General features: G+C 67.3%; 19 protein-coding genes and 1 tRNA gene. 12 read left to right on the forward strand and 8 right to left on the reverse strand.

Going from position 1 to position 20,980, the window contains the following annotated elements; all coding sequences use genetic code 11:
* Window positions 1-63: 63 nt before the first annotated feature.
* From thiO to HLH34_RS12005, 8 genes are all read left to right on the forward strand, one after another.
* On the forward strand, window positions 64-1,059 hold the full coding sequence (gene thiO, locus HLH34_RS11970; RefSeq protein WP_183119885.1) for a glycine oxidase ThiO: 996 nt from the start codon (window positions 64-66) through the stop codon (window positions 1,057-1,059).
* A 32-nt stretch (window positions 1,060-1,091) separates the two neighbouring features.
* Entirely contained in the window at window positions 1,092-1,289 is a 198-nt protein-coding gene (gene thiS / locus HLH34_RS11975; protein WP_183119817.1) for a sulfur carrier protein ThiS, read from the forward strand.
* 3 nt (window positions 1,290-1,292) lie between these two features.
* Complete coding sequence (locus HLH34_RS11980) at window positions 1,293-2,063, forward strand: thiazole synthase (protein ID WP_183119818.1); 771 nt, start codon at window positions 1,293-1,295, stop codon at window positions 2,061-2,063.
* Window positions 2,060-2,671 (forward strand): thiamine phosphate synthase, encoded by a 612-nt coding sequence (locus HLH34_RS11985; protein WP_183119819.1) that lies wholly within the window; start codon window positions 2,060-2,062, stop codon window positions 2,669-2,671. The genes HLH34_RS11980 and HLH34_RS11985 overlap by 4 nt, the downstream gene beginning before the upstream one ends.
* A 338-nt stretch (window positions 2,672-3,009) precedes the next feature.
* The gene (locus tag HLH34_RS11990; RefSeq protein WP_183119820.1) at window positions 3,010-5,631 is read left to right on the forward strand and encodes a cation:proton antiporter domain-containing protein; all 2,622 of its coding nucleotides are present in this window, start codon (window positions 3,010-3,012) and stop codon (window positions 5,629-5,631) included.
* A gap of 93 nt (window positions 5,632-5,724) precedes the next feature.
* On the forward strand, window positions 5,725-6,180 hold the full coding sequence (locus tag HLH34_RS11995; protein ID WP_183119821.1) for a (2Fe-2S)-binding protein: 456 nt from the start codon (window positions 5,725-5,727) through the stop codon (window positions 6,178-6,180).
* A gap of 11 nt (window positions 6,181-6,191) precedes the next feature.
* The gene (locus HLH34_RS12000) at window positions 6,192-8,327 is read left to right on the forward strand and encodes a xanthine dehydrogenase family protein molybdopterin-binding subunit (protein WP_373318598.1); all 2,136 of its coding nucleotides are present in this window, start codon (window positions 6,192-6,194) and stop codon (window positions 8,325-8,327) included.
* Window positions 8,324-9,595, forward strand: coding sequence for a cytochrome c (locus HLH34_RS12005; RefSeq protein WP_244959901.1), 1,272 nt, complete (start codon window positions 8,324-8,326; stop codon window positions 9,593-9,595). Before HLH34_RS12000 ends, HLH34_RS12005 begins: the two co-directional genes overlap by 4 nt.
* A 95-nt stretch (window positions 9,596-9,690) precedes the next feature.
* Here the strand turns inward: HLH34_RS12005 and HLH34_RS12010 are convergent.
* Window positions 9,691-9,765 (reverse strand) — tRNA-Met (locus HLH34_RS12010).
* Between the two features lie 177 nt (window positions 9,766-9,942).
* On the opposite strand from HLH34_RS12010, the gene HLH34_RS12015 reads away from it, so the two are divergent.
* Complete coding sequence (locus HLH34_RS12015; protein ID WP_183119822.1) at window positions 9,943-11,142, forward strand: mechanosensitive ion channel family protein; 1,200 nt, start codon at window positions 9,943-9,945, stop codon at window positions 11,140-11,142.
* A 10-nt stretch (window positions 11,143-11,152) separates the two neighbouring features.
* Here HLH34_RS12015 and HLH34_RS12020 read toward each other — a convergent pair whose 3' ends face one another.
* From HLH34_RS12020 to HLH34_RS12030, 3 genes are all read right to left on the reverse strand, one after another.
* Window positions 11,153-12,691, reverse strand: coding sequence for an amino acid permease (locus tag HLH34_RS12020; RefSeq protein WP_183119823.1), 1,539 nt, complete (start codon window positions 12,689-12,691; stop codon window positions 11,153-11,155).
* 78 nt (window positions 12,692-12,769) lie between these two features.
* Complete coding sequence (locus tag HLH34_RS12025; protein WP_183119824.1) at window positions 12,770-13,549, reverse strand: GDSL-type esterase/lipase family protein; 780 nt, start codon at window positions 13,547-13,549, stop codon at window positions 12,770-12,772.
* A gap of 20 nt (window positions 13,550-13,569) precedes the next feature.
* A complete protein-coding gene (locus HLH34_RS12030) occupies window positions 13,570-14,412 on the reverse strand; it encodes an undecaprenyl-diphosphate phosphatase (RefSeq protein WP_183119825.1) in 843 nt (280 codons plus the stop codon).
* A 113-nt stretch (window positions 14,413-14,525) separates the two neighbouring features.
* On the opposite strand from HLH34_RS12030, the gene HLH34_RS12035 reads away from it, so the two are divergent.
* Entirely contained in the window at window positions 14,526-14,993 is a 468-nt protein-coding gene (locus tag HLH34_RS12035) for an MlaD family protein (protein ID WP_183119826.1), read from the forward strand.
* A 184-nt stretch (window positions 14,994-15,177) separates the two neighbouring features.
* On the opposite strand, the gene HLH34_RS12040 is transcribed toward HLH34_RS12035, so the two are convergent.
* The 4 genes from HLH34_RS12040 to HLH34_RS12055 form a co-directional block, all read right to left on the reverse strand.
* Window positions 15,178-15,429: a hypothetical protein gene (locus tag HLH34_RS12040; protein ID WP_183119827.1), complete on the reverse strand. Its 252-nt coding sequence runs from the start codon at window positions 15,427-15,429 to the stop codon at window positions 15,178-15,180.
* Between the two features lie 108 nt (window positions 15,430-15,537).
* A complete protein-coding gene (locus HLH34_RS12045) occupies window positions 15,538-16,914 on the reverse strand; it encodes an FAD-binding oxidoreductase (protein ID WP_183119828.1) in 1,377 nt (458 codons plus the stop codon).
* A 230-nt stretch (window positions 16,915-17,144) separates the two neighbouring features.
* On the reverse strand, window positions 17,145-18,242 hold the full coding sequence (locus HLH34_RS12050) for an ATP-grasp domain-containing protein (RefSeq protein WP_183119829.1): 1,098 nt from the start codon (window positions 18,240-18,242) through the stop codon (window positions 17,145-17,147).
* The gene (locus HLH34_RS12055; protein ID WP_183119830.1) at window positions 18,239-18,826 is read right to left on the reverse strand and encodes a DedA family protein; all 588 of its coding nucleotides are present in this window, start codon (window positions 18,824-18,826) and stop codon (window positions 18,239-18,241) included. The genes HLH34_RS12050 and HLH34_RS12055 overlap by 4 nt, the downstream gene beginning before the upstream one ends.
* Before the next feature lie 306 nt (window positions 18,827-19,132).
* Between HLH34_RS12055 and HLH34_RS12060 the strand changes: the two genes are divergently transcribed.
* On the forward strand, window positions 19,133-20,119 hold the full coding sequence (locus HLH34_RS12060; protein ID WP_183119888.1) for a lytic murein transglycosylase: 987 nt from the start codon (window positions 19,133-19,135) through the stop codon (window positions 20,117-20,119).
* Window positions 20,116-20,979: an RlpA-like double-psi beta-barrel domain-containing protein gene (locus tag HLH34_RS12065; RefSeq protein ID WP_264784325.1), complete on the forward strand. Its 864-nt coding sequence runs from the start codon at window positions 20,116-20,118 to the stop codon at window positions 20,977-20,979. Before HLH34_RS12060 ends, HLH34_RS12065 begins: the two co-directional genes overlap by 4 nt.
* Window position 20,980 lies beyond the last annotated feature (1 nt).

Consider the following 20,980-nt stretch of genomic DNA (forward strand, 5'->3'; position numbering starts at 1 on the left):
TGTTTCCTCCCTCGGGTTGTCCGCCAGGCGTGACTCGGAAGCCGGCGAGAGGGAGCGACGATGATGGAACACAGCGGATCGGAACAGGCCGGCGCGCGGCCACGGGTCCTGGTCCGGGGGGCGGGGGTGGCCGGCCTGGTCACCGCCGTGACATTGGCCGAGCGCGGCGCCGACGTGACGCTGGTCGAAATCGGGCCGCGGGTCGGGTCGGGGGCGTCGTGGATGGCCGGCGGCATGCTCGCGCCGTGGTGCGAGGCCGAAGCCGCGCCGCCCGAGGTGACGCGGCAATCGGTCGATTCGCTCGATTGGTGGGATGCGCATGTGCCGGGCGTGGTGCGCAACGGCAGCCTTGTCCTGGCCCCGCCTCGCGACGTCGGCGAGATCGCCCGGTTCGCCCGGCGCACCAGCCATTTCGAAACCGTCGACGGGGACGCGATCGCCAGGCTGGAACCCGATCTGGGCGGCCGGTTCGGCAAGGGGCTGTTCTTTCCCGACGAAGGGCACGTCGATCCGCGTAAAGCGCTGTGCGCCCTGCGCGACCGTCTGGTGGATCTGGGGGGGAATGTCCGGTTCGACGCGCCGGCGGACCATTCGGATGCCGGGTACGATCGCGTGGTCGATTGCACGGGAATCGCCGCGCGGTTGCGGCTTGCCGGCCTGCGCGGGGTACGGGGCGAGATGCTGCTGCTGCGCTGCCCCGACGTGACGCTGGACCGGTCGGTGCGCATGCTGCATCCGCGCATCCCGGTTTACATCGTCCCGCGCGCCGACCATCTGTTCATGGTAGGCGCGACGATGGTGGAAAGCGAGAACGCGGGCGGCATGACGTTGCGGTCCATGGTGGAATTGCTGACGGCCGCCTATGTGCTGCACCCCGCCTTCGGCGAAGCTGAAATCGTCGAAAGCGGCGTCGGCCTGCGTCCGGCCTATCCGGACAACATGCCGGCCGTGACCCAGGACGGCCGGACGGTTTATGTGAACGGGATGTACCGGCATGGCTTCCTGCTGTCGCCGGCCCGCGCGCGGCAGGCCGCCGATATCGTGTTCGGCGTCGCCTGAACGCTTCGGCACGGAGGGCGAAGGAGGGGAAGATGAAAATTCTGGTGAACGAGGAAACGCGCGAGGTCTCGACCACCACCCTTGCCGGCCTGCTGGACGAGCTGGGTTATGGCGACGCACGGGTGGCCACGGCGGTGGATGGCGATTTCGTGCCGGCCTCCCGCCGGGGGGGGCATATGCTGGCCGAAGGGGCGCGGATCGAGATCCTGGCCCCCATGCAGGGAGGCTGAGCCATGTTGTTCTACGGCACAGAATTGTCGTCCCGACTGATGCTGGGCACGGCGCAATATCCGTCGCCCGAGATCCTGGCCGACGCGGTGCGTGCGGCCCAGGCCGGGGTCGTCACCGTCTCGCTGCGGCGGGAATCGGCCGGGCTGCGGGCCGGGCAGGCCTTCTGGTCCATGATCCGCGACCTGGGCGTGCCCGTCCTGCCCAATACCGCCGGCTGCCACACGGTGAAGGACGCGGTCACCACGGCCCACATGGCGCGCGAGGTGTTCGAGACCGACTGGATCAAGCTGGAGGTCATCGGCGAGTCCGATACGCTGCAACCCGACATGTTCGCCCTGGTCGAGGCCGCGCGCATCCTGACCGAGGACGGGTTCAAGGTCTTTCCCTACATGACCGAGGATCTGGTCGGCGCGGAACGGCTGTTGCAGGCGGGATGCGAGGTCCTGATGCCGTGGGGCGCGCCGATCGGGTCGGGCAAGGGGCTGAACAATCTATTCGGCCTGAGGGCACTGCGGGCGCATTTCCCCGATGTGCCGTTGGTCGTCGATGCCGGGATCGGCCTGCCGTCTCATGCCGCGCAGGCGATGGAACTGGGATATGACGCCGTGCTGATCAATACGGCCGTGGCGCGGGCCGGCGACCCGGCGGCGATGGCGGGGGCCTTCCGCCTGGCGGTCGAGGCCGGCCGGATCGCCCGCCAGGCCGACCCGATGGAGGAACGTGACATGGCGGTGCCTTCCACCCCCGTCCTGGGCCGGGCGGTGCTGGCATGATCCTGCCGTCGAGGATCTATCCCGTCGTCGACCGTGCCGTGTGGGTGGACAGGCTGGGCGGCGCCGGGGCGCGGCTGATCCAGTTGCGCGTCAAGGATCTGCCGGCCGACGACCTGCTGGCTGAAATCCGGACGGCACGGGCGCTGGCGGCGCGGCATGGCGTATGCCTGGTGCTGAACGATTACTGGCAACTGGCGCTGGATGAAGGGATCGATTTCATTCACCTGGGCCAGGAGGACCTCGACACCGCCGACCTGGCCGCCGTCAGGCGGGGCGGGATCCGGCTGGGGGTCAGCACGCATGCGCCGGACGAACTGGATCGCGCGCTGTCGGTCGGGCCCGATTACGTGGCGCTCGGCCCGGTCTGGCCGACGAAGCTGAAACAGATGCCCTGGGCGCCGCAGGGGGTGGAACGGCTGGGTGAATGGAAGCGCCTGGTCGGGCCGGTGCCGCTGGTCGCCATCGGCGGCATCACGCTGGCCCGGGCCGCGGCCTGCATCGCGGCCGGGGCGGATTGCGTATCGGCTGTGTCCGATTTTATCGGCGCGCCCGACCCCGAAGGGCAGGTGCGGGCCTGGTTGGCGGCTACCGCCGACCCGTCCGAATGAATGCGCCCCGCGACGCCGTAATGTATCGGGGATGCAGCAATACGTGACCATCGGTGCGTTGCCCGATTCCGGCTTGTATGCTTTTTCGGACATGTCGGGATGGCGGAAACGTTAATGTAAAATTCATGCCCGGCACGGGCGGAACCAATGACGGGGCATATCCTTACACCGCTGTTTCGATTGCCGTCTTCATCACGGCGACGGCCCCGCCGGGTGGGGCGGGAGGATGAGGTCGGGTGGCCTTCTGTCCCCGATGTCCTGAAAGGGCCATCATAAATTCATACTTGCCTGCCATAGTAAAACGGTATGGGCGCATGGCGACGAGGAGAGATTAGCGGATGGTGGTGACGGGACTTGCTGCGGTTCTTCTGGCGATCGCCGTGCTGCTGGTGGTCGTCAGCGCGGTACAGCCGATCGCCCGCCGTCTTGAAGTGTCCGAGACCGTCCTGCTGGCCGTCGTGGGGATCGTGCTGGGCGGGACGGCCGATCTGGTGCTGCGCAGTTCCTACACCGACCTGTTCAATGGCGCGGCCGAGACGCTGCTGGATTTCCCGCTGAACAGCGAGGCCTTCCTGCTGATCTTCCTTCCCGCGCTGGTCTTCCAGGGGGCGCTGGCGATCGATGTCCGGCGTCTGGCGCATGAAACGGCGACGGTGCTACTGCTGGCGGTGGTGGCGGTGATCGTGTCCACGGCGACCATCGGGCTGGCGCTGTTTCCGTTCGCGGGCCTGCCGTTGTCGGTCTGCCTGCTGCTGGGGTCCATCGTGGCGACGACCGACCCCTCGGCGGTGGCCGGGATCTTCCGCGATATCGGCGCGACCAGCCGTCTGACCCGGCTGGTCGAAGGCGAGGCCCTGCTGAACGACGCCGCCGCCATTGCCATCTTTTCCATCCTGCTGGCCGCCGTGACGTCGCATCACCAGATCCAGCCCGGCAGCGCGGTCCTGGAATTCCTGGTATCGTTCGTGGGCGCGATCGTCATGGGCGTGCTGTTCGGGCGGCTGACCCTGCTGCTGATCACGACGATCGGCGCCGCGCCGGCCGCCGAAATCACGCTGACGGTCGCGCTGCCCTATATCGTCTATATCGTCTGCGACGAATTCCTGGGCTTTTCGGGCGTGGTCGCGACCGCCGCCGCCGGGCTGACGCTGTCGGTCTACGGGCCATCGACCTTCCGCCCGCAGACCTGGCGCTTTCTGGACGAACTCTGGCAGCAACTGGTGTTCTGGGCGGGGTCGCTGGTCTTCGTCCTGGCGTCGATGCTGGTGCCGCGCCTGCTGGTGGGCATGACGCGGTGGGATTGCGTGCTGATCCTGATCGCGACGGGCGCCGGACTGCTGGCCCGGGGCGCGGTGGTGTTCGGCCTGCTGCCGGTGCTGGCGGCCACGCGCCTGTCCCCGCCGGTGCCGACCCCGTTCAAGGTCACGATGGTCTGGGGCGGGCTGCGCGGCGCGATCACGCTGGCGCTGGCCCTGGCGGTGACCGAGAACGAGCACGTCTCGACCCCGGTCGCGCATTTCATCGGCATCATCGCCACCGGCTTCGTGCTGATCACGCTGTTCGTCAACGGCACCACCCTGCGCTACCTGGTGCTGTTCCTGAAGCTGGACCAGCTCTCGCCGATCGACCAGGCGCTGCGCCATCAGGTGCTGGGCATCGGCCTGGGCGAGGTGAGGGACCGCACCCGCGACATGGCCGACGAACTGGGGTTTTCCCGCAACGTGGTGGGCGGCGTCGTTGGCATGCTGGACGAGCGCGTGGCCGAGGAAGAACAGGCCAATACCTTCGACACCGCGCTGGGCGACCGGCAGCGGGTGACGCTGGCGCTGATCGTCGTCGCCAACAAGGAACGGTCCATCCTACTGGATCTGTTCCGTATCCAGGGCCTGTCGCGGCCGGTGATGGAGACGCTGCTGCGCTCGGCCGAGGCGATGGTCGACGGCGCGCGGCTGGAAGGCCGGTTCGGCTACGTCCGCGCCCTGCGCCGGCGGTTGCGTCCGTCGCTGCGTTTTCGCATCGCCCAGGCGATCCATCACCGGTTCCATTTCGACCAGCCGCTGATGTACTGCATGACCGAGCGGTTCGAGATGCTGATGATCAGCTATTTCGTCTCGCTGTCGCTGATCCGCTTCATGCGCACGCGGATGGAACCCACCCTGGGCAGCCGCATCGGCGAGATCGTGGGCGAGGTGCTGGAACGTCAGCGCAAATTGCTGAACGAGGCCCTGCAGACCCTGCGGCTGCATTATCACGGCTATTCCGAAGCCCTGGAGAGCCGGCTGCTGCAGCAGGTCGCCCTACGGCTGGAGGGCGAGGAATATGATGCGCTGATGTCGGAATCCCTCATCAGCGAGGAACTGCACCGGGAACTGCACCGCGATGTCGAGCGTCGGCGCTCGCAGCTGGATTTCCGTCTCAAATTCGACATCAAGACCGGCATCGAATCCCGGATGCGCGGCCTGCCGGCCTTTCGCGGCCTGCCGGACGCGGTTCTGCACGACCTGTCGAAGCAGATGTCCATCCATTTCACCTCGCCGGGCGAGCGGCTGTATCACCGGGGCCGAAAGGTCCGGACCGTCTATTTCATCAGCGCGGGCGTGGCCGAAACCCATTACGCCGAGCATGATGTCCGCTACGGCGCCGGCGATGTCATCGGGGCGGAGGAAGCCCTGTCCGGCGAGCCGGTCCGCGCCATCAGCCGGTCGTTGCAGTTCGGGCATTTCCTGACCATGAGTGCCCGCCGTTTCCGACGGCTGGTCGGGGAATACCCGGTCATCCTCGAAAATCTGGACAAGCTGGGCCGGACGCGCCAGACCTCCGACAGGTCGGAGGCCCTTCTGCTGCCGGCGGGCAAGGGTGAGGATCTGGCGCCCTCGGACGAGGCGATCGCCCTGGCGACAGCGTCGCTGTCCGATGCATTGCCCGCCTCGATCGACGGCACGGACGGCCGCCAGCCCTAGGCCGGGTTCCCCTTTCCAATAATGTTTTGTTATCAAGACGGGATCGGGTCGGCGTCATCGGGCGCCGGCCACTGGTTCCTGTCCGGAGGATGCATGCTGACATTGCAGGTTAACGGCGTCGCGCATCAGGTCGATGTCCCCGACGACATGCCCCTGCTATGGGTCCTGCGGGATGTGCTGGGCATGCCGGGTACGAAGTTCGGATGCGGCATCGCCGAATGCGGTGCCTGCACCGTGCATGTCGACGGCAAGCCTGTCCGGTCATGTTCGCTGCCGGCGTCGCTGGTGGCCGGGCGGCCGGTGACGACGATCGAGGGGCTGGCCGGCGACATGGTGGGCGAAAGCGTGCAGCAGGCGTGGATGGATATCGATGTCGTACAGTGCGGCTATTGCCAGACCGGGCAGATCATGTCGGCGGTGGCGCTGCTGAAGAGCAATCCGCATCCGACGGACGACGACATCGACCAGGCGATGTCGGGCAATATCTGCCGCTGCGGCACCTACCGGCGGATCCGCGCCGCCATTCGTAACGCCGCCGGGGTGGCATGATGCCCGTGACCATGCTGTCCCGCCGTGGCGCTCTGGCCGGCGCCGGCGGCCTGCTGCTGGCGGCGGTGCTGCCCCATCGTGCCGCCCGCGGCGCCATGCGGATCGTCGAGGACCAGGCCGGTCCCTTCGCCCCCAACGCCTTCGTGCGCATCGCGACCGATGGGACGGTCACGCTGATCCTGCCCAATGTGGAGATGGGGCAGGGGATCTATACCGGCGAGGCGATGCTGATCGCCGAGGAACTGGCCGTCGGGCTGGACCAGATCCAGATCGAGGCGGCGCCGCCGGGCGACCCGTACATCACCAAGGAACTGGGAACCCAGGCGACCGGCGGATCGACATCGACCATCGCCACCTGGACGGGGTTGCGGCAGGCAGGCGCCGCGGCGCGGACCCTGCTGATCCAGGCCGCTGCCGCGCGCTGGTCGGTCGCCCCCGAAACGTGCCAGGCCGGGGCCGGCACGGTGCGCCACATGGACAGCGGGCGCAGCCTGACCTATGGCGAGGTCGCGGCCGACGCCGCGCAGCTGTCGGTGCCGGCGAACCCGGTGCCGTTGCGCGACCCTGCCACCTTCCACCTGATCGGCAAATCGCAGCACCGGCTGGATTCCCCGGCCAAGGTCGCCGGCACCGCGACCTTCGGCATCGACGTGCAGGTCCCGGGCATGCTGGTCGGCACCGTTGCGGCCTGTCCAGTCCTGGGAGGCACGCTGAAGCATGTCGATGCCGACGCGGCGCGCAAGGTGCCCGGCGTGCGCGATGTGCTGACGATCGGCAATGCGGTCTGCGTGGTGGGCGATCATTTCTGGGCGGCCCGCAAGGGGCTGGGAGCGCTGTCGATCACCTGGGACGAAGGGGTGAACGCCGCCGTCACCACCGCGACGATCTATCGCCAGCTTCACGACGCGCTGGAGGGCCCGGCCATCGTCGCCCACACCAAGGGCGATGCCAGGGCCGTCGTCGCGGGGGCCACGACGCGGGTCGAGGCGACATATCAGCAGCCGCTGCTGGCCCATGCGCCGATGGAACCGATCAACTGCACCGTGCAGGTCACGCCCCAGCGTTGCGATATCTGGGTGGGGTCCCAGGTACCCCTGCGCGCGCGCGACGCGGCGGCCGAGATCACGGGCCTGGCCAAGGACCAGGTCCATGTCCACAACCAGTATATCGGTGGCGGATTCGGCCGCCGGCTGGAACATGAATATGTGATCCAGGCGGTCCAGTTCGCGCGGCAGGTGTCCTATCCGCTGAAGATCGTCTGGACGCGCGAGGAAGATCTGACGCTCGACCGCTTCCGGCCGGCCTATGTCGACCGGCTGGTCGGCGGGCTGGACCGGCACGGCAATCTGGTGGGCATCGAACACCGTATTGTCGGGCCGGCGGTGGTCGCTCGCTGGGCGCCCGAGGCGCTGCTGCCGAACGGGATGGATGACGATCTGCTGGTTGCCACGGCGGAGACGCCCTACGCCATTCCCGCGACGCGCCTGGAATATGCGCGGCGCGAGGCCCCGGGCGTGGTGACGGCCTGGTGGCGGGGCGTCGGCGGCACGCGCGGCGTGTTCGTGGTCGAGAGTTTCATCGACGAACTGGCGGCTCAGGCCGGGGCCGACCCGGTGGCGTTCCGGCGGAAGATGACGGGCGACAACCCGCGCGCCCGCGCCGTGCTGGATCTGGCGGCGGAGAAGGCGAACTGGGGCACGCCGCTGCCGCCGCATGTCGGCCGGGGCGTGGCCTTGCAGTACGTCTTCGGGTCCTACCTGGCCACGGTGATGGAAGTCGAGGTGTCCGAGACCGGGGGCGTCCGGGTCCGGCGGGCCATCGTGGCCGTGGATTGCGGACGGGTGGTGAACCCCGATCAGGTCGTGTCCCAGATCGAAGGGGGTCTGATCTTCGGGCTCAGTGCCGCCCTGTATAACGAGGTCACGCTTAGCGGTGGCCGGGTGCAGGAGGACAATTTCCATTCCTACCGGATCCTGCGCATGAACGAATCGCCTATGATCGATGTCCATCTGATCGACAGCACCGAGGATCCGGGGGGCATAGGGGAAACCGGCACGGCGGCGGCGGCGGCGGCGCTGGCCAATGCGATGGCGGCGGCCAGCGGCCGGCGATACCGGACCCTGCCGCTGACAGGGCGGCAGGCATGAGCGCGCGGGCCGAATCGCGTCGCGGCGTCATGCGGCGAACCGTTTATCTGTCTCTCGCCGCCGTCGCGGCGCTGGGGGCCGGCGCGCGCGGGGCACGGGCGGCGGACGCGGACCTGGTTGCCCGGGGGGAGTATCTGGAACGCGCGGCGGATTGCGAGGTCTGCCATACCCGGCCGGGTGGCACCCCGTTCGCTGGGGGCCGGGCCTTCGTCCTGCCGGGGATCGGGACGATCTATTCCCCCAACATCACGCCGGACCGGGAAACCGGGATCGGCACCTACAGCGACGCGCAGTTCGTGTCTGCCGTACAGAGGGGCGTGGCGCCGGGGTGGAAGCATCTGTACCCCGTCATGCCTTATCCGTCCTATGCGCGGATGACGGTCGATGACGTGCGGGCCATTCGCGCCTATCTGGATACGCTGCGCCCGGTCCATGCCCCGGCGCCGGCCAACGAGGTGCGGTTTCCCTACAGTTTCCGGCCGGTGATGATCGCCTGGAACCTGATCAACCTGCCATCGGCGGCCCTTGCCGACGATCCGGGGCAGTCGGCCGACTGGAATCGGGGACGGTATCTGGTCGAGGCCGCCGGGCATTGCGCCGAATGCCATTCGCCGCGCAACATCATGCAGGCGACGTCCCGCGCGCATTCCTATGCCGGCACGGTGACGGACGGGTGGCGTGCCTATAACATCTCCCCCGATCCCGACAGCGGCATCGGGGCGTGGAGCGACACGCAACTGGCCGCCTATCTGTCCAGCGGACATGCCGAGGGCCATGGAACGGCGGCGGGGCCGATGGCCGATGTCGTCAGCCACAGCCTGCGGTACCTGACGGCGCGGGACATCGCGGCGATGGTGACCTATCTGCGCACCCTGCCGGCGCGGCGATCGGACGAGACGGTGGCGAATATCACCCCGGACGCGCTGGCGACGGGCGCCAACAGCAGCAATGGCAGCCGGCTGTTCGCCGGGGCGTGCGCCGGCTGCCATCTGACGAACGGGCAGGGGCGACAGGTGGAGGTTGCCGACCTGTGGGGCGCGCGCTCGCTGGGCGAGACGCAGGGCCCTAACCTGACGAAGCTCATGGTCGAGGGATCGCGGCTCGACACCGCCCAGGGGGCGATGATCATGCCGGCCTTCGGGCCGGAATATCGCGATCAGGATCTGGCGGACATCGCCAATTACGCCATTGGCCACTTCAGCCACCGAATCGGCCATGTCACGGCCCGGGATGTGGCGACCGAGCGGGGGGATGCACCACCGTCGTAATACGGCATCGTGCAGGGCAGGCCCGGATAGGATCCGGGCATGTCGCGCGGAACGGGTACCGCACCGATAATAAAAAAGGGGGAAGACCCGACGGATGGTAGCGGCGGACGGATTTGAACCGCCGACCAAGGGATTATGATTCCCCTGCTCTACCGCTGAGCTACGCCGCCATCGCGTCGGGTGGTTGGGAGATATCGCCCCGGTCGGCCAAAGTCAACCCGTTCGCCGCATGGGACGTGAACCTTGTCATGACGGTTAAAGAAAACTCCCGTTTCCGTTGATATGGCTTTATTCATGCCCGCCCCATTCCCCCGCCTTCGAGACGAGAGACCGGAAACCGTGCCGTTATGAAGACCGAGTTTATTTCCCTGCTGACCGATATCCGCAATCTGCTCGGCTGGCTGCCGGCGCCGGTGGCGTCGATCCTGATGCTGTGTGCGGCCGGGCTGATGGCGGAAATCCTCAGCCGAATCATCACCAAGCTGGTTCTGCGCATTCCCGGGCAGAAGCGCGGGGCGTTCGTGCGGTCCTTCACCCTGGCCATGCAGCGCCCGGCGCGCATCATGCTGGTCATCATCTTCGTGGGCACGGCGCTTCCTGCCTCGGGCTTTTCGTACGCGACGCGGCAGGCGACGGGGCATGGGCTGCTGGTCCTGTTCGTGCTCATGCTGGGCTATGCGGCGATCGTGGCGATGCGCATCCTGTCGGACGCCTATCTGACGCGCATCAGCGGCAAGGACGACAGGGACGACATCCTGTCGCGCACGCACATGACCCAGGTGCGGGTGCTGCGGCGGATGGCCGACATCCTGGTAGGGCTGCTGACGGTGGGGTCGGCCCTGATGACGTTCGAATCGGTGCGCGAATACGGGTTAAGCCTCTTCGCCTCGGCCGGGGCCGCGTCCGTCGTGGTCGGTCTGGCCGCGCGGCCGCTGCTGACGAACCTGATTGCGGGCATGCAGATCGCCATGACGCAGCCGATCCGCATGGAAGACCTGATCATCATCAACGGCGACTGGGCCTGGGTGGAGGAAATCAACGCAACCTATGTCGTGCTGCGGGTCTGGGACTGGCGCCGCCATATCGTACCGATTTCCTATTTCCTGGAAAATCCGTTCCAGAATTGGACGCATAATTCGGCGGCCCTGATCGGGGTGGTATTCCTGCATGTGGATTTCCACGCGCCGATGGACCGCATCCGGACGCGGCTGAACGAAATCGTCCGCGCGACGACGCTGTGGGATGGGAAAGTCTTCGACGTTCAGGTTTCGGATTGCAGTGCGCAGATCATGACCATCCGGATCATCGCCAGCGCCCGCACGGCGCTGCAAAGCTGGGACCTGCGATGTGAAATCCGCGAGAAGATCATCGTCTTCCTGCGCGACGAATGCCCCGAGGCGCTGCCGCGTGAACGCATGGCCCATGTCTCGTCCATGGCAGGCCAGGACGTCCTGACCACCACCGGCATCTTGTCGCCGCTGGTCGACCGGCCGCCGCCGGGGGCCTACACCGGGCCGGGCAGCGCGCCGCCCCCGTCGGTCTCCTGAAAGGCCGGCCTCAGGCCCTGATGGCCGCGTTCTCGCGGCCCAGCAGCGAATGCGACCGGCCATAGAAGGCGTAGCCCAGCACGCCCAGCACGATATAGGTGCCCAGCAGGATGGCGGGCAGGGGGTTTCCGTTCCACAGCGCGCGGATCATGTCCACGAACAGCGGAACCATCATGATGATGCAGAACAGGATACCCAGCGCCGGCGAGACGCCGATCCATATCCCGCCAATCCGCACCCCGCCCAAGGGCACGCTGAACGGGCGGTGCAGGTCGGGCCGGGTGTTCCGCTGCCAGATCACGGTGAAGCAGACGATGCCGAACGCCGTCGCCGTGCCCAGGCTGACCAGGTCGCTGATGATGTCGATGGGCAGCGTCGCGGTCGCCACCGCCACGATCAGGCCCAGCACGATGGTGCCGATCCAGGGCGTGCAGAATTTCGGATGCAGCCGGCAGAACATCGGCGGCAGCAGCCCGTCGCGGGCGATGGTGAAGAAGATGCGCGTCTGGCCGTAGAGCAGGCCCAGAATCACCGAGCACAGGCCGGTCACCGCGCCGATCTTGATCAGGATCGCCAGCCAGGGCTGGCCGATGGTGTCGACCGCGATGGCCAGCGGATCGGCCACGCCGAGCCTGCGATACGGGACGATGCCGATCAGCACCGCGGCCACGCAGATATAGACCAGGGTACAGACCAGCAGGGACCCGATGATGCCCAGCGGCACGTCCCGCCGTGGGTTCCGGGCTTCGGCCGATGCGGTCGACACGGTCTCGAACCCCACATAGGCGAAGAAGATGACCGAGGCGGCGCGAAAGATGCCCGGTACCCCGTAATGGAACCCGCCTTCGCGCGGTGGGATGAACGGCACCCAGTAGGAGGGATGGACGTAATGAATGCCCACCGCCAGGAACAGCATCAGCACGCCGACCTTGATGAAGACGATCAACGTATTGATCCGGGCCGATTCCTCGACACCCAGGACGAGGAAGAACGTGACCAGCAGGACGGATGACGCCCCCACGAGGTCGAGCCGCGGCGCCACCAGAAGGCTGGCGCCATGGGCCGTCGGCACCGTCTGTACCAGGGAGGCGTGGAGGAACGAGGGAACCGTCACACCCAGGTCGTGCAGCAGGCTGGTGGCGTAGCCGGAAAATCCGGCGGCCACGCCCGCGCAGGACACCCCGTATTCCAGCAGCAGCAGCCAGCCGACCGCCCAGGCGGCGCGTTCGCCCATCGACACATAGGCGTAGCTGTATGCCGAGCCCGACACCGGCATCGTCGAAGCCAGTTCCCCGTACGAAAACGCCGTGAACAGGCAGGCCAGGCCCGCCACCAGGAAGGACAGCAGAATGGCCGGCCCGGCATAGTTCGCGGCGGCGGTGCCGGTCATGACATAGATCCCGGCGCCGATCGTCGAGCCGATTCCCAGCATCATGAGCTGGACTGGGCCGAGGGTACGGCGCAGCCCGTGCGTCAGGCTTTCGGACTCGATCTGCTGGATGGACTTGCGAAGCGCCAGGCGCCGGGGCGAGGAGGGAATAGTCGGCATGAAGTGCACCTTAACATGCCGCGCGAAAACTGTATCGCAAGGAAAAGGAATTGCCGTCCCGCTCAACTGTCCGGACGGTCAGTGGCGATGGTCCCCCAGCGCATCGGCGACGGCGGGTTCGATCATGCGGGCGATCGCCTCCTGCGCCGGGGCGGTCGGATGCAGGGGCGGGTCGGGGGGCGTCAGGTGCGGGTCGAGGAACCGCGACCGATCGGGCGCGCCGTCACGTTCCACCGTCGCCCCGGCATCCATGTAGCGCAGCCAGGGACGGCCCCGGCCGATATCATCGTGCAACGTCCGGTTGAGTTGTTGCGTGTTCGCCGTGATCCAGGCCGAGCGGATGGAGGGCAGGACGCCCAGAAGCAGCACGCGGCTGGACGGGAATCGGGCATGGATGGTGTCGACGATCCGGACGATGCCCGGATAGGTCAACCCCGCGTCCGTATGGACGTGACCGAAATTATTGGCGCCGATCAGGACGATGAACAGGCGGGGCGGAGTGCGGAAATCCAGCTCGCCATGGGCCAGGCGCCACAGGACATGGCAGGTGCTGTCCCCCTTGAACCCCAGATTGATGGCATGCCGGTCGCCGTAATACCGCTGCCAGGTCGGGGCGAAATCGCGCCAGGCTTCCGGCCCGTTCCGCTCCCAGTTCTGGGTGATCGAATCGCCCAGCCAGACGACATCGAATCGACCGTGGGCGATTGCGGCCTGCTTTTCGGCGAATCGCTGGTGCCACCAGGGCGTGTCCATGCGCGATACGGGCTGGATCGCGATGTTGGCGCGGATGGCGTGGGCGGGGGCGGCGCCCAGCCCCAGCAGGGCCAGGACGGGCAGGACGGATAGAAGGGGGCGCATAAGGTCGGGTTCCGCAGAGGTCAGTGGCCGAGAAGGACGAAGGCCACGGCCCCGATTCCCAGGCAGTAATAGCCGAACGGCCGCAGCGCCCATTGTTCGTGGCTGTGGAAATAGCGCATCAGGAAGGCGGTGCTGGCCAGCGCGGTGATGGCCGCGATCACCGCGCCGATCGTTGCGATCTGCATCGTGCCGGGCGGGATGTCGACATGGCGCAGATGGAAGGCCTCGCGCACCGTCGCGGCGATGATGACCGGCTGGGCCATCAGGAACGAGAAGCGCGCGGCCCCTTCGTGATTGAGGTTGCGCAGCAGGCCGCCGATGATGGTCGCCCCCGACCGCGAAATGCCGGGCAGAAAGGCAAGGCATTGCCATAGGCCGATCACCGCGGCGTCGGCATAGGTCAGCGCCGCGATGGCCCGGTCGGGGTGGACGCGCTCGCGGCTCTTGATCCGTTCGGTCACCAGCAGAAGGGCGCCGTTCAGGATCAGGAAGATCGCGGCGAATCGCGCTGTGCCGAACAGGGCGCGCAGCCAATGCTCCAGCAGCCCGCCGATGATGACCGCCGGGATGGTGGCGACCACCAGCAGCGCGATGATGTGGATGCTTTCGGCCTGCCGCTGGGTGCCGTCCCGGCCGGTCAGGCCCTGGACGATCGCCGACCAGTCCTTCCAGAAGAAGATCAGCAGGGCCACCGCCGTTCCCAGGTGCAGCATCACCAGGAAGGGCAGGAAGGTGTCGCCATGCGGATCGAGCGACCAGTGCAGCAGGGCGGGCACGATCACGGCGTGCCCCAGGCTACTGACGGGAAACAATTCCGTGGCGCCTTGCAGGATGGCAATCAAGATAGCTTGGATGAGTGTCATTGTCCGGCCGTCCGTGGCGAATTACAATGTTGTCGTGCCCCAGTTTTCGGGGATACCGCAAGCGGATACCGCAGGTGCCCGCGGGATCGGTGCTTCGGGATTAGGAGGAACGTTTGGCGCGAGAAAATGGCAGCGCGGTAATTTTCAGCGGGTTGGTCCTGCTGGTCGCCGGGGCATTCTATGCCTATGCGCGGGCGACGCAGGTTGATCTGAGCCACGATCGCTATGCGCTGGACGCGCGTTTCCTGTCGGCGAACGGCCTGCATGTGGGGGCCGAGGTGCAGTTGGCGGGCGTCCCCGTCGGCCGCGTCGCCGCCATTACCCTGGACCCGGCCAGCTACATGGCCGATGTCCGCTTCACCGTGGACCGCAACCTGTCGCTGCCCGCCGACTCGGGGGTCATGATCGGCAGCGCCACGATGACCGCGGACGACGCGTTGATGATCGTGCCCGGCACGGCGCCTGCGCGCCTGGCACCCGGGGCCGTCATCACCAACGCTCAGGAAGCCGTCAGCCTGGAGCAGCAGGTCAGCAACTACATTTTCGGCAATGGGGGCCTGCCGTCCGATTCGACCCAATAGGGCGGCGCGTCGGGGTGGTCACTGTAGATAAAAAATATAAAGATTAACTCATAAGCATGCACGAGAAGCATGCGATGGCCTGACGGCAACGCCTGATGTTGCCAGGGCCCGGATCGCCCGCCGCCTCTTGCACGGTTCGTTGCCCAGTAGCGTCTCCAGAAACCGCTCTGCGTCCACGCTCTGGCTAGGCCGAATCGCCTTCCGACACGCCATCGGTCTCCGGCCACCGGGCGGGGCCGAGATAGTGCCACGCCGCCATGGCGGGGCCCGCGTGTTTCTGCCGCCAGCGCGACAGGACCCACAGGCGCCGGTGCGCCTCCCACCATCCCCAGATCTTCTCACCCTGCGGGTCGAGAAGCGCGTGGGGACCGCTGGTATCCGGGTTACGCGGAATACCAACATGCTCGGAATCGGGCCAGGCGGGATCGTGCGTCATGTCCGCCAGTCTAGCTGCGCGGCCCCAGACCCCATAATCGGTGACCGCATGCGCGTTATGTGGGAACCGACCCCTCCCTTCATCCTTTGAAGTCGGTCCGCAATGCCCTTACGCCGCCGGGCGGATGTTCTGGTTGACGTGAAACAGGTTGGTCGGGTCGAATTTCGCCTTGAGGGCAGCGAGGTGCGGGTAATTTGCGCCATAGCTTGCCTTGATCCGGCCCTCGCCCTCATCGTCCATCATGAAATTGGGATAGGCGCCCTCCAGGTCGAAGGGGTGTACCGCCGCCCAATACGCTCTCGCCCAGTCCCGCAGCGCGGCGGCCCTGGCCGGATCGGGATCGACGCCGGCGATGACCATGGACCATGTCGCGTCGCGGACGCCCCATGCGGTGTCGCCCTGAGCCTTCGCGTGCACCGCGCCGTCGATCGGGTAGAGATGCATGAGCGACAGCGCGCTGGGGGCCTGGGCGGCATGCGCGATATGGGCCGCGATCGCCGCGTCCGGCAGCGATTTGACGAAATCGCCCTTCCAGTACCATTGCAGCCCCGGCGGGCAGAGCGCGTCGAACAGGGTCTGCAGCACCGGATAGGCAATCGGCCCCGCCCAGTCGATGAGCGGCGTCGGCAGGGCGGCGCGGACAGCGTTGACGGCGGCCTCGGCCCCATCGCCGTTATGCGAGACGAGCAGCACGCACATCCGCTTCCCCCAATGTTCGGGTGGGAAGGGCGCGCTGGGCGGCACCGTCTGCAGGCCGAGAAAGATGTAAAATGCGTCCGATGCCGTCTGCAGGAAATCCCGATACCATCGCATCACCGTCTCCGCGTCCGACAGGTCGAAGATGATCGGTCCGCCATAGAGCCTGTCTGCCGGATGGGTACGGAACAGGAAACTGGTCACCACGCCGAAATTGCCGCCGCCCCCGCGCAGCGCCCACAGAAGGTCGGCGTTGTCGTCTTCGCCGGCGATGACGAAGCGACCGTCGGCCAGCACCACGTCGGCCTCGATCAGATTGTCGATGGCGAGGCCGTATTGCCGTGCCAGATAACCATGGCCGCCGCTCAGCGTCAGGCCGGCGACGCCGGTGGTGGAAATGATTCCGAAGGGCACCGCCTGGCCGAACGCATGGGTGGCGTGGTCGACCTCCCCGGTCGTGCAGCCGGGACCGACCCTGACCGTACGGTTCCGGGGATCGACGCGGATGCCCTTCATGGCAGACAGGTCGATGACCAGCCCGTCATCGACGCTTCCCAAACCGGCCCCGTTATGGCCGCCGCCGCGTATGGCGATGGGCAGGCCCTTGTCGCGGCCGAACGCCACGGCGGTCATGACGTCGGCGGCGTCGGCGCAGCGCGCGATCAGGCGCGGCCGCTTGTCGATCATGGCGTTATAGAGCCTGCGGGCGTCGTCATAGCCCGCGTCATCCGCCCGAATGACGGGCCCGCGCAGGGCTGCCGAGAACCGGCTGATGTCTTCGTCGTCCATGAGGTCTGCTCCCGAGCCGAACCGGCGCCGGCTTTGGACGGGGTGGCCCAGGGGGCGCGTCTCGCCGGGAATTGCCGGATCTGTGGATGGACAGGGAGGTGATGCCGGGCGCGGCCTGTGTCGAGGGGCGACGCGCCCCGCCGGTCGCATTTTCCGCGCGCCGGAGGAGACGGGGCGGGGATCGGCCGGTCCGGCCTCTGGCGCATCAGGTCAAAAATGCAACTGGAGTGCTAATCGTTCAGAGGGTAGGAGGCCAGCAGCCGTTTCTGCAACCGCCAGTAGCGCAGCATCGTGAAGGCGCCGCTGGTGCGCCAGCCCGCCTTCCTTTTCTTGGCGCCGATCCGGAATGTCTCGCGGTAATGCAGGAACTGCGTGGCGTAGGCTTCGCGCAGGGTGGTGCGCGAATCCCAGATATGGGTGGCTTCGGAGCCGACTCCGTTGATCTCGATGATTTCGAACCCGGAGCCCCGGCGCAGGGCGGCGATCGATTCGAATTTCAGGTCGATCCGGCCGAAATGGAAATCGGGCACATCCTGCATGATTTTGTCGACCTGCTCGACCAGCGCCGGGGTGATGTCGTCGGCGCCGTTGCGGAAGATGGACCCCTTGCAATGGTTTCCGGCGAAGACCAGCCGCAGGGGTTCGCCGGTCGGCAGGATGTCGTGCACCCGTTCGCCCAGCCGGGGGAGGTAGAGATGCGGGACCAGGCGCGTGCGCGCGTCGGCGTCGATCAGTTGCCGCACCGTCGAGCGTCCGTCGCCGATCAGCACCGGCGCTTCCTTGTAGGTCAGTGACGTGATGCGCCCCTGCGCCTCGTCGGGATGGCGGATGTAGAAGACGCCGGCCTCATGCTCGAAGGGAATCAGCCGTTGCAGGACCAGGCGTATGCCGCGCGGATACTGGTCCAGCGTCAGGGCCAGGTCGTCGGGGCTTTCGATCAGCTTCACCCCGGTGCCGTTGCAGCCGATATCGGGCTTCAGGACGACGGGCAGGGACAGGCCGGCATGCTCCAGCGCCATGCGCGCCGCCCGGGCGTCGTCGGTCGATCCGGTGACGATGGTGGTGTAGGGGGCGATCCAGCGCCGGGCTTCGTCTCCGGCCATGTCGAGGATCGAGGTCTTGCTCTCCCCGCACAGGCCGCCCGTCTCGATGCGCGGATTCGCCGCCGTCGGCAGGCTGAAATCCCGGTGACGCAGGCCCATCAGGATCCAGTAGAGCACGACCGGGGTATAGAATACCCAGCCCGGCCAGAATTCGAACAGCGACAGCGGCGAGGGCTGGCGTGTCTTGCCGGCGGCCGGCGTCGCGGCGGTCGAGGCCTGGTTCATCGGGACGGACTCCGCACGGTGGCCACGATCCGGCCGACAAGAATGATGGTCAGGACGAATCCCGCCATGCCCAGCCATTTCCATGCGCCCAGATGGTCGATCAGGAACTGGCCGATGCGTAGCGAAACAGCGAACAGCAGCGATGTCCAGATCAGCGTCGCCAGGATCGCCGCGCCGGCGAAGCGGCCGATGCTGGCCCGGAAGAACCCGCAGGCGGTATAAAGCGGCAGGCGCGCGCCGGGGATGAAGCGGCTGATGAAGACGATGCGAAAGACATTCCGGCCGAACCAGCCCTGGCTGTCGGCGCCCTGCGGACCCGTGCCCGGGACGGCGACCCAGCGCCGCGCCGGCGGCCACAGGGCGGCCAGGCGCCCCAGGCCATACAGGCCCAGGTCGCCGACCACGATGCCGATATAGAGGGCTACGAGCGCGACCCCCAGCGAGACCTGGCCGGTCTGGACCTCCATCGCGGTCACGATCGTGGCCGCGTCTTCCAGGATGAAGGTCCCGATGATGATCGCCAGCGCCTGGACGAACGGCGACGTGCCGGCACTGGCGAGCAGGGCGGAAAGGGACGGGAACATGACTGGGACGCGCTGGCGGTCAGCGCCGCAGCGGCGGGGGCGGTAGGGTCACATTCCTCACTTCATCAAGCCTCTTGCCCGTTGGACGGCGCGCCCCGATTCATCCGGCCACCGCGTCCAACTTCAATATTTCGACGCGGACCGGCGTGGCCCGCATCCTCGGCCCGGGCGCGATCTGCCCCGGGTCCGGAGAGGCGGTCCTTGTGGCATGCTTCGCCCCGGCCGACAAATCGCCCCAGTGTGGCAGCGATGATTACGGCAGCGAGGATTGAAAGGCCCCGGACAGATGTGGCACAGCTATCCGTCATGATCGGACGTCGCGCCTTCCTTTTTTCCGCCTCGGCAGCCTGTGCGAGCGGTGGCGCCCTGGTCGGCATGCCGGCCCGCGCCGCGCCTGCCACGTCGTATGCCGCCTTCCTGGCCGGCGTCCGGGCCGAGGCGCTGCGCAATGGCCTGTCGGCGTCGGTTGTGGGACGCGCGCTGGCGCTGCAGGCGCCGAACGACAAGGTACTGCAACTCGACCGTCATCAGCCGGAATTCACGCTGACCTGGGCCCAGTACCGCCAGCGGGTCCTGACCGAAAAGAAGATCGCCGACGGACGCAGCGCCGCACAGGCGCGCCGCGCGCTGCTGGCGGCGGTGGGGCAGCGCTACGGCGTCGATGTGCAGCCGCTGATGGGGATCTGGGGGCTGGAATCCGCATACGGGACCCGGATCGGCACGTTCCGCATCACCGATGCGCTGGCCACGCTGGCCTATGACGGGCGGCGGGCGTCGTTCTTCCGGTCCGAACTGATGAACGCGCTGCGGATCCTCGACCATGGCGACGTCGAACCCGAGCGCATGATCGGCAGCTATGCGGGCGCGATGGGGCAGCCGCAATTCATGCCCAGCGCCTACCTGCGCTATGCCGTCGATTATACCGGGACCGGACGGCGTGACATCTGGACCAGCGAGCCCGACGTCTTCGCCTCCATCGCCAATTACCTGGGCAAATGCGGATGGGTGGCGGGTGAGCCGTGGGGGCAGGCCGTGTCCGTTCCGGCCGGGCTGGCGCAGGAAAGGCTGGGGCGCGACCGGCGTATGACCCTGACCGACTGGATGGGGCTGGGGGTCCGTCGCCTGGACGGCACCGCCTTTTCGCGCGGGGACATCACCGGCGCGGTGATCCGGCCGGACGGGCCGGGGGGCGAAGCCTTCATGGTCTATCGCAATTTTTCGGTCATCCGCCGCTATAACCCGTCCGATTTCTACGCGCTGGCGGTCGGGCTGCTGGGTCGTGACGTGACGTGAGGCGTGTCTGCGCCGTGCTGATGGTGGCGGGGGTAGCCGGCTGCCATCGGCCCGAGGAACCCTCGTTGCCACCGGCCTCGCCCCATTATGTCGTCGGCGCGCCCTACCGCATGGGCGGCGTCTGGCGCTACCCGCAAGAGGATTTTTCCTATCGGGCGACGGGGCTTGCCGTCGCCGATCCGGACCAGACGCCCTATGTGACGACGGACGGCGAGCATTACGACAGCAATGCTATGACCGGCAGCCACGCCACCCTGCAATTGCCGGCGATCGTCACGGTCCGCAACCTGGAAAACGGGCGCGAAACCACGATTCGCCTGAATGATCGCGGTCCGGTTTCGGCGGGGCGGCTGGTTTCGCTGACGCCGCGGGTCGCCGCGCTGCTGGGGATCGGCGCCAACCCGGTCCGGGTGGCCGTCACGGGGATCGAGGGGCTGAACGAGCAACTGGCCGAAACCCTGCCGGGGGGGCAGCATCTGGATGTCAGCGCGGCCCCCGCCGGCCAGGTCCGCGCGGAATCGCTCGATCATCCGGGCACCGGCGGCACGATCGTCGCCGCGCCTTCCGGCGGCAGCGATGCGGTGGATGCGGTAACGGTGATGCGCGACCTGCCCGTGTCGGTGCGTCAGGGCTATGTCGAGGGGGGCCTGCTGTGGGTGGACGCCGGCACATTCTCGACACTTCGCTATGCTGAAATGACCGCCGCCAGAACCGGTGGCCGTGTTGTTCCGGTGCGTGATCGCGGCAAGGCGGCCTGGCGGGTACATGTCGGGCCGTTCATGACCCCCGCCGACGCGGACCGGGGACTGGACCAGGCCATGGGTGCCGGAGTAACCGGTGCCCGGATCGTCGTCGAATAGG

Origin of the sequence: Gluconacetobacter azotocaptans (assembly GCF_014174355.1) — a bacterium.
In the GTDB taxonomy this organism is placed as follows: domain Bacteria; phylum Pseudomonadota; class Alphaproteobacteria; order Acetobacterales; family Acetobacteraceae; genus Gluconacetobacter; species Gluconacetobacter azotocaptans.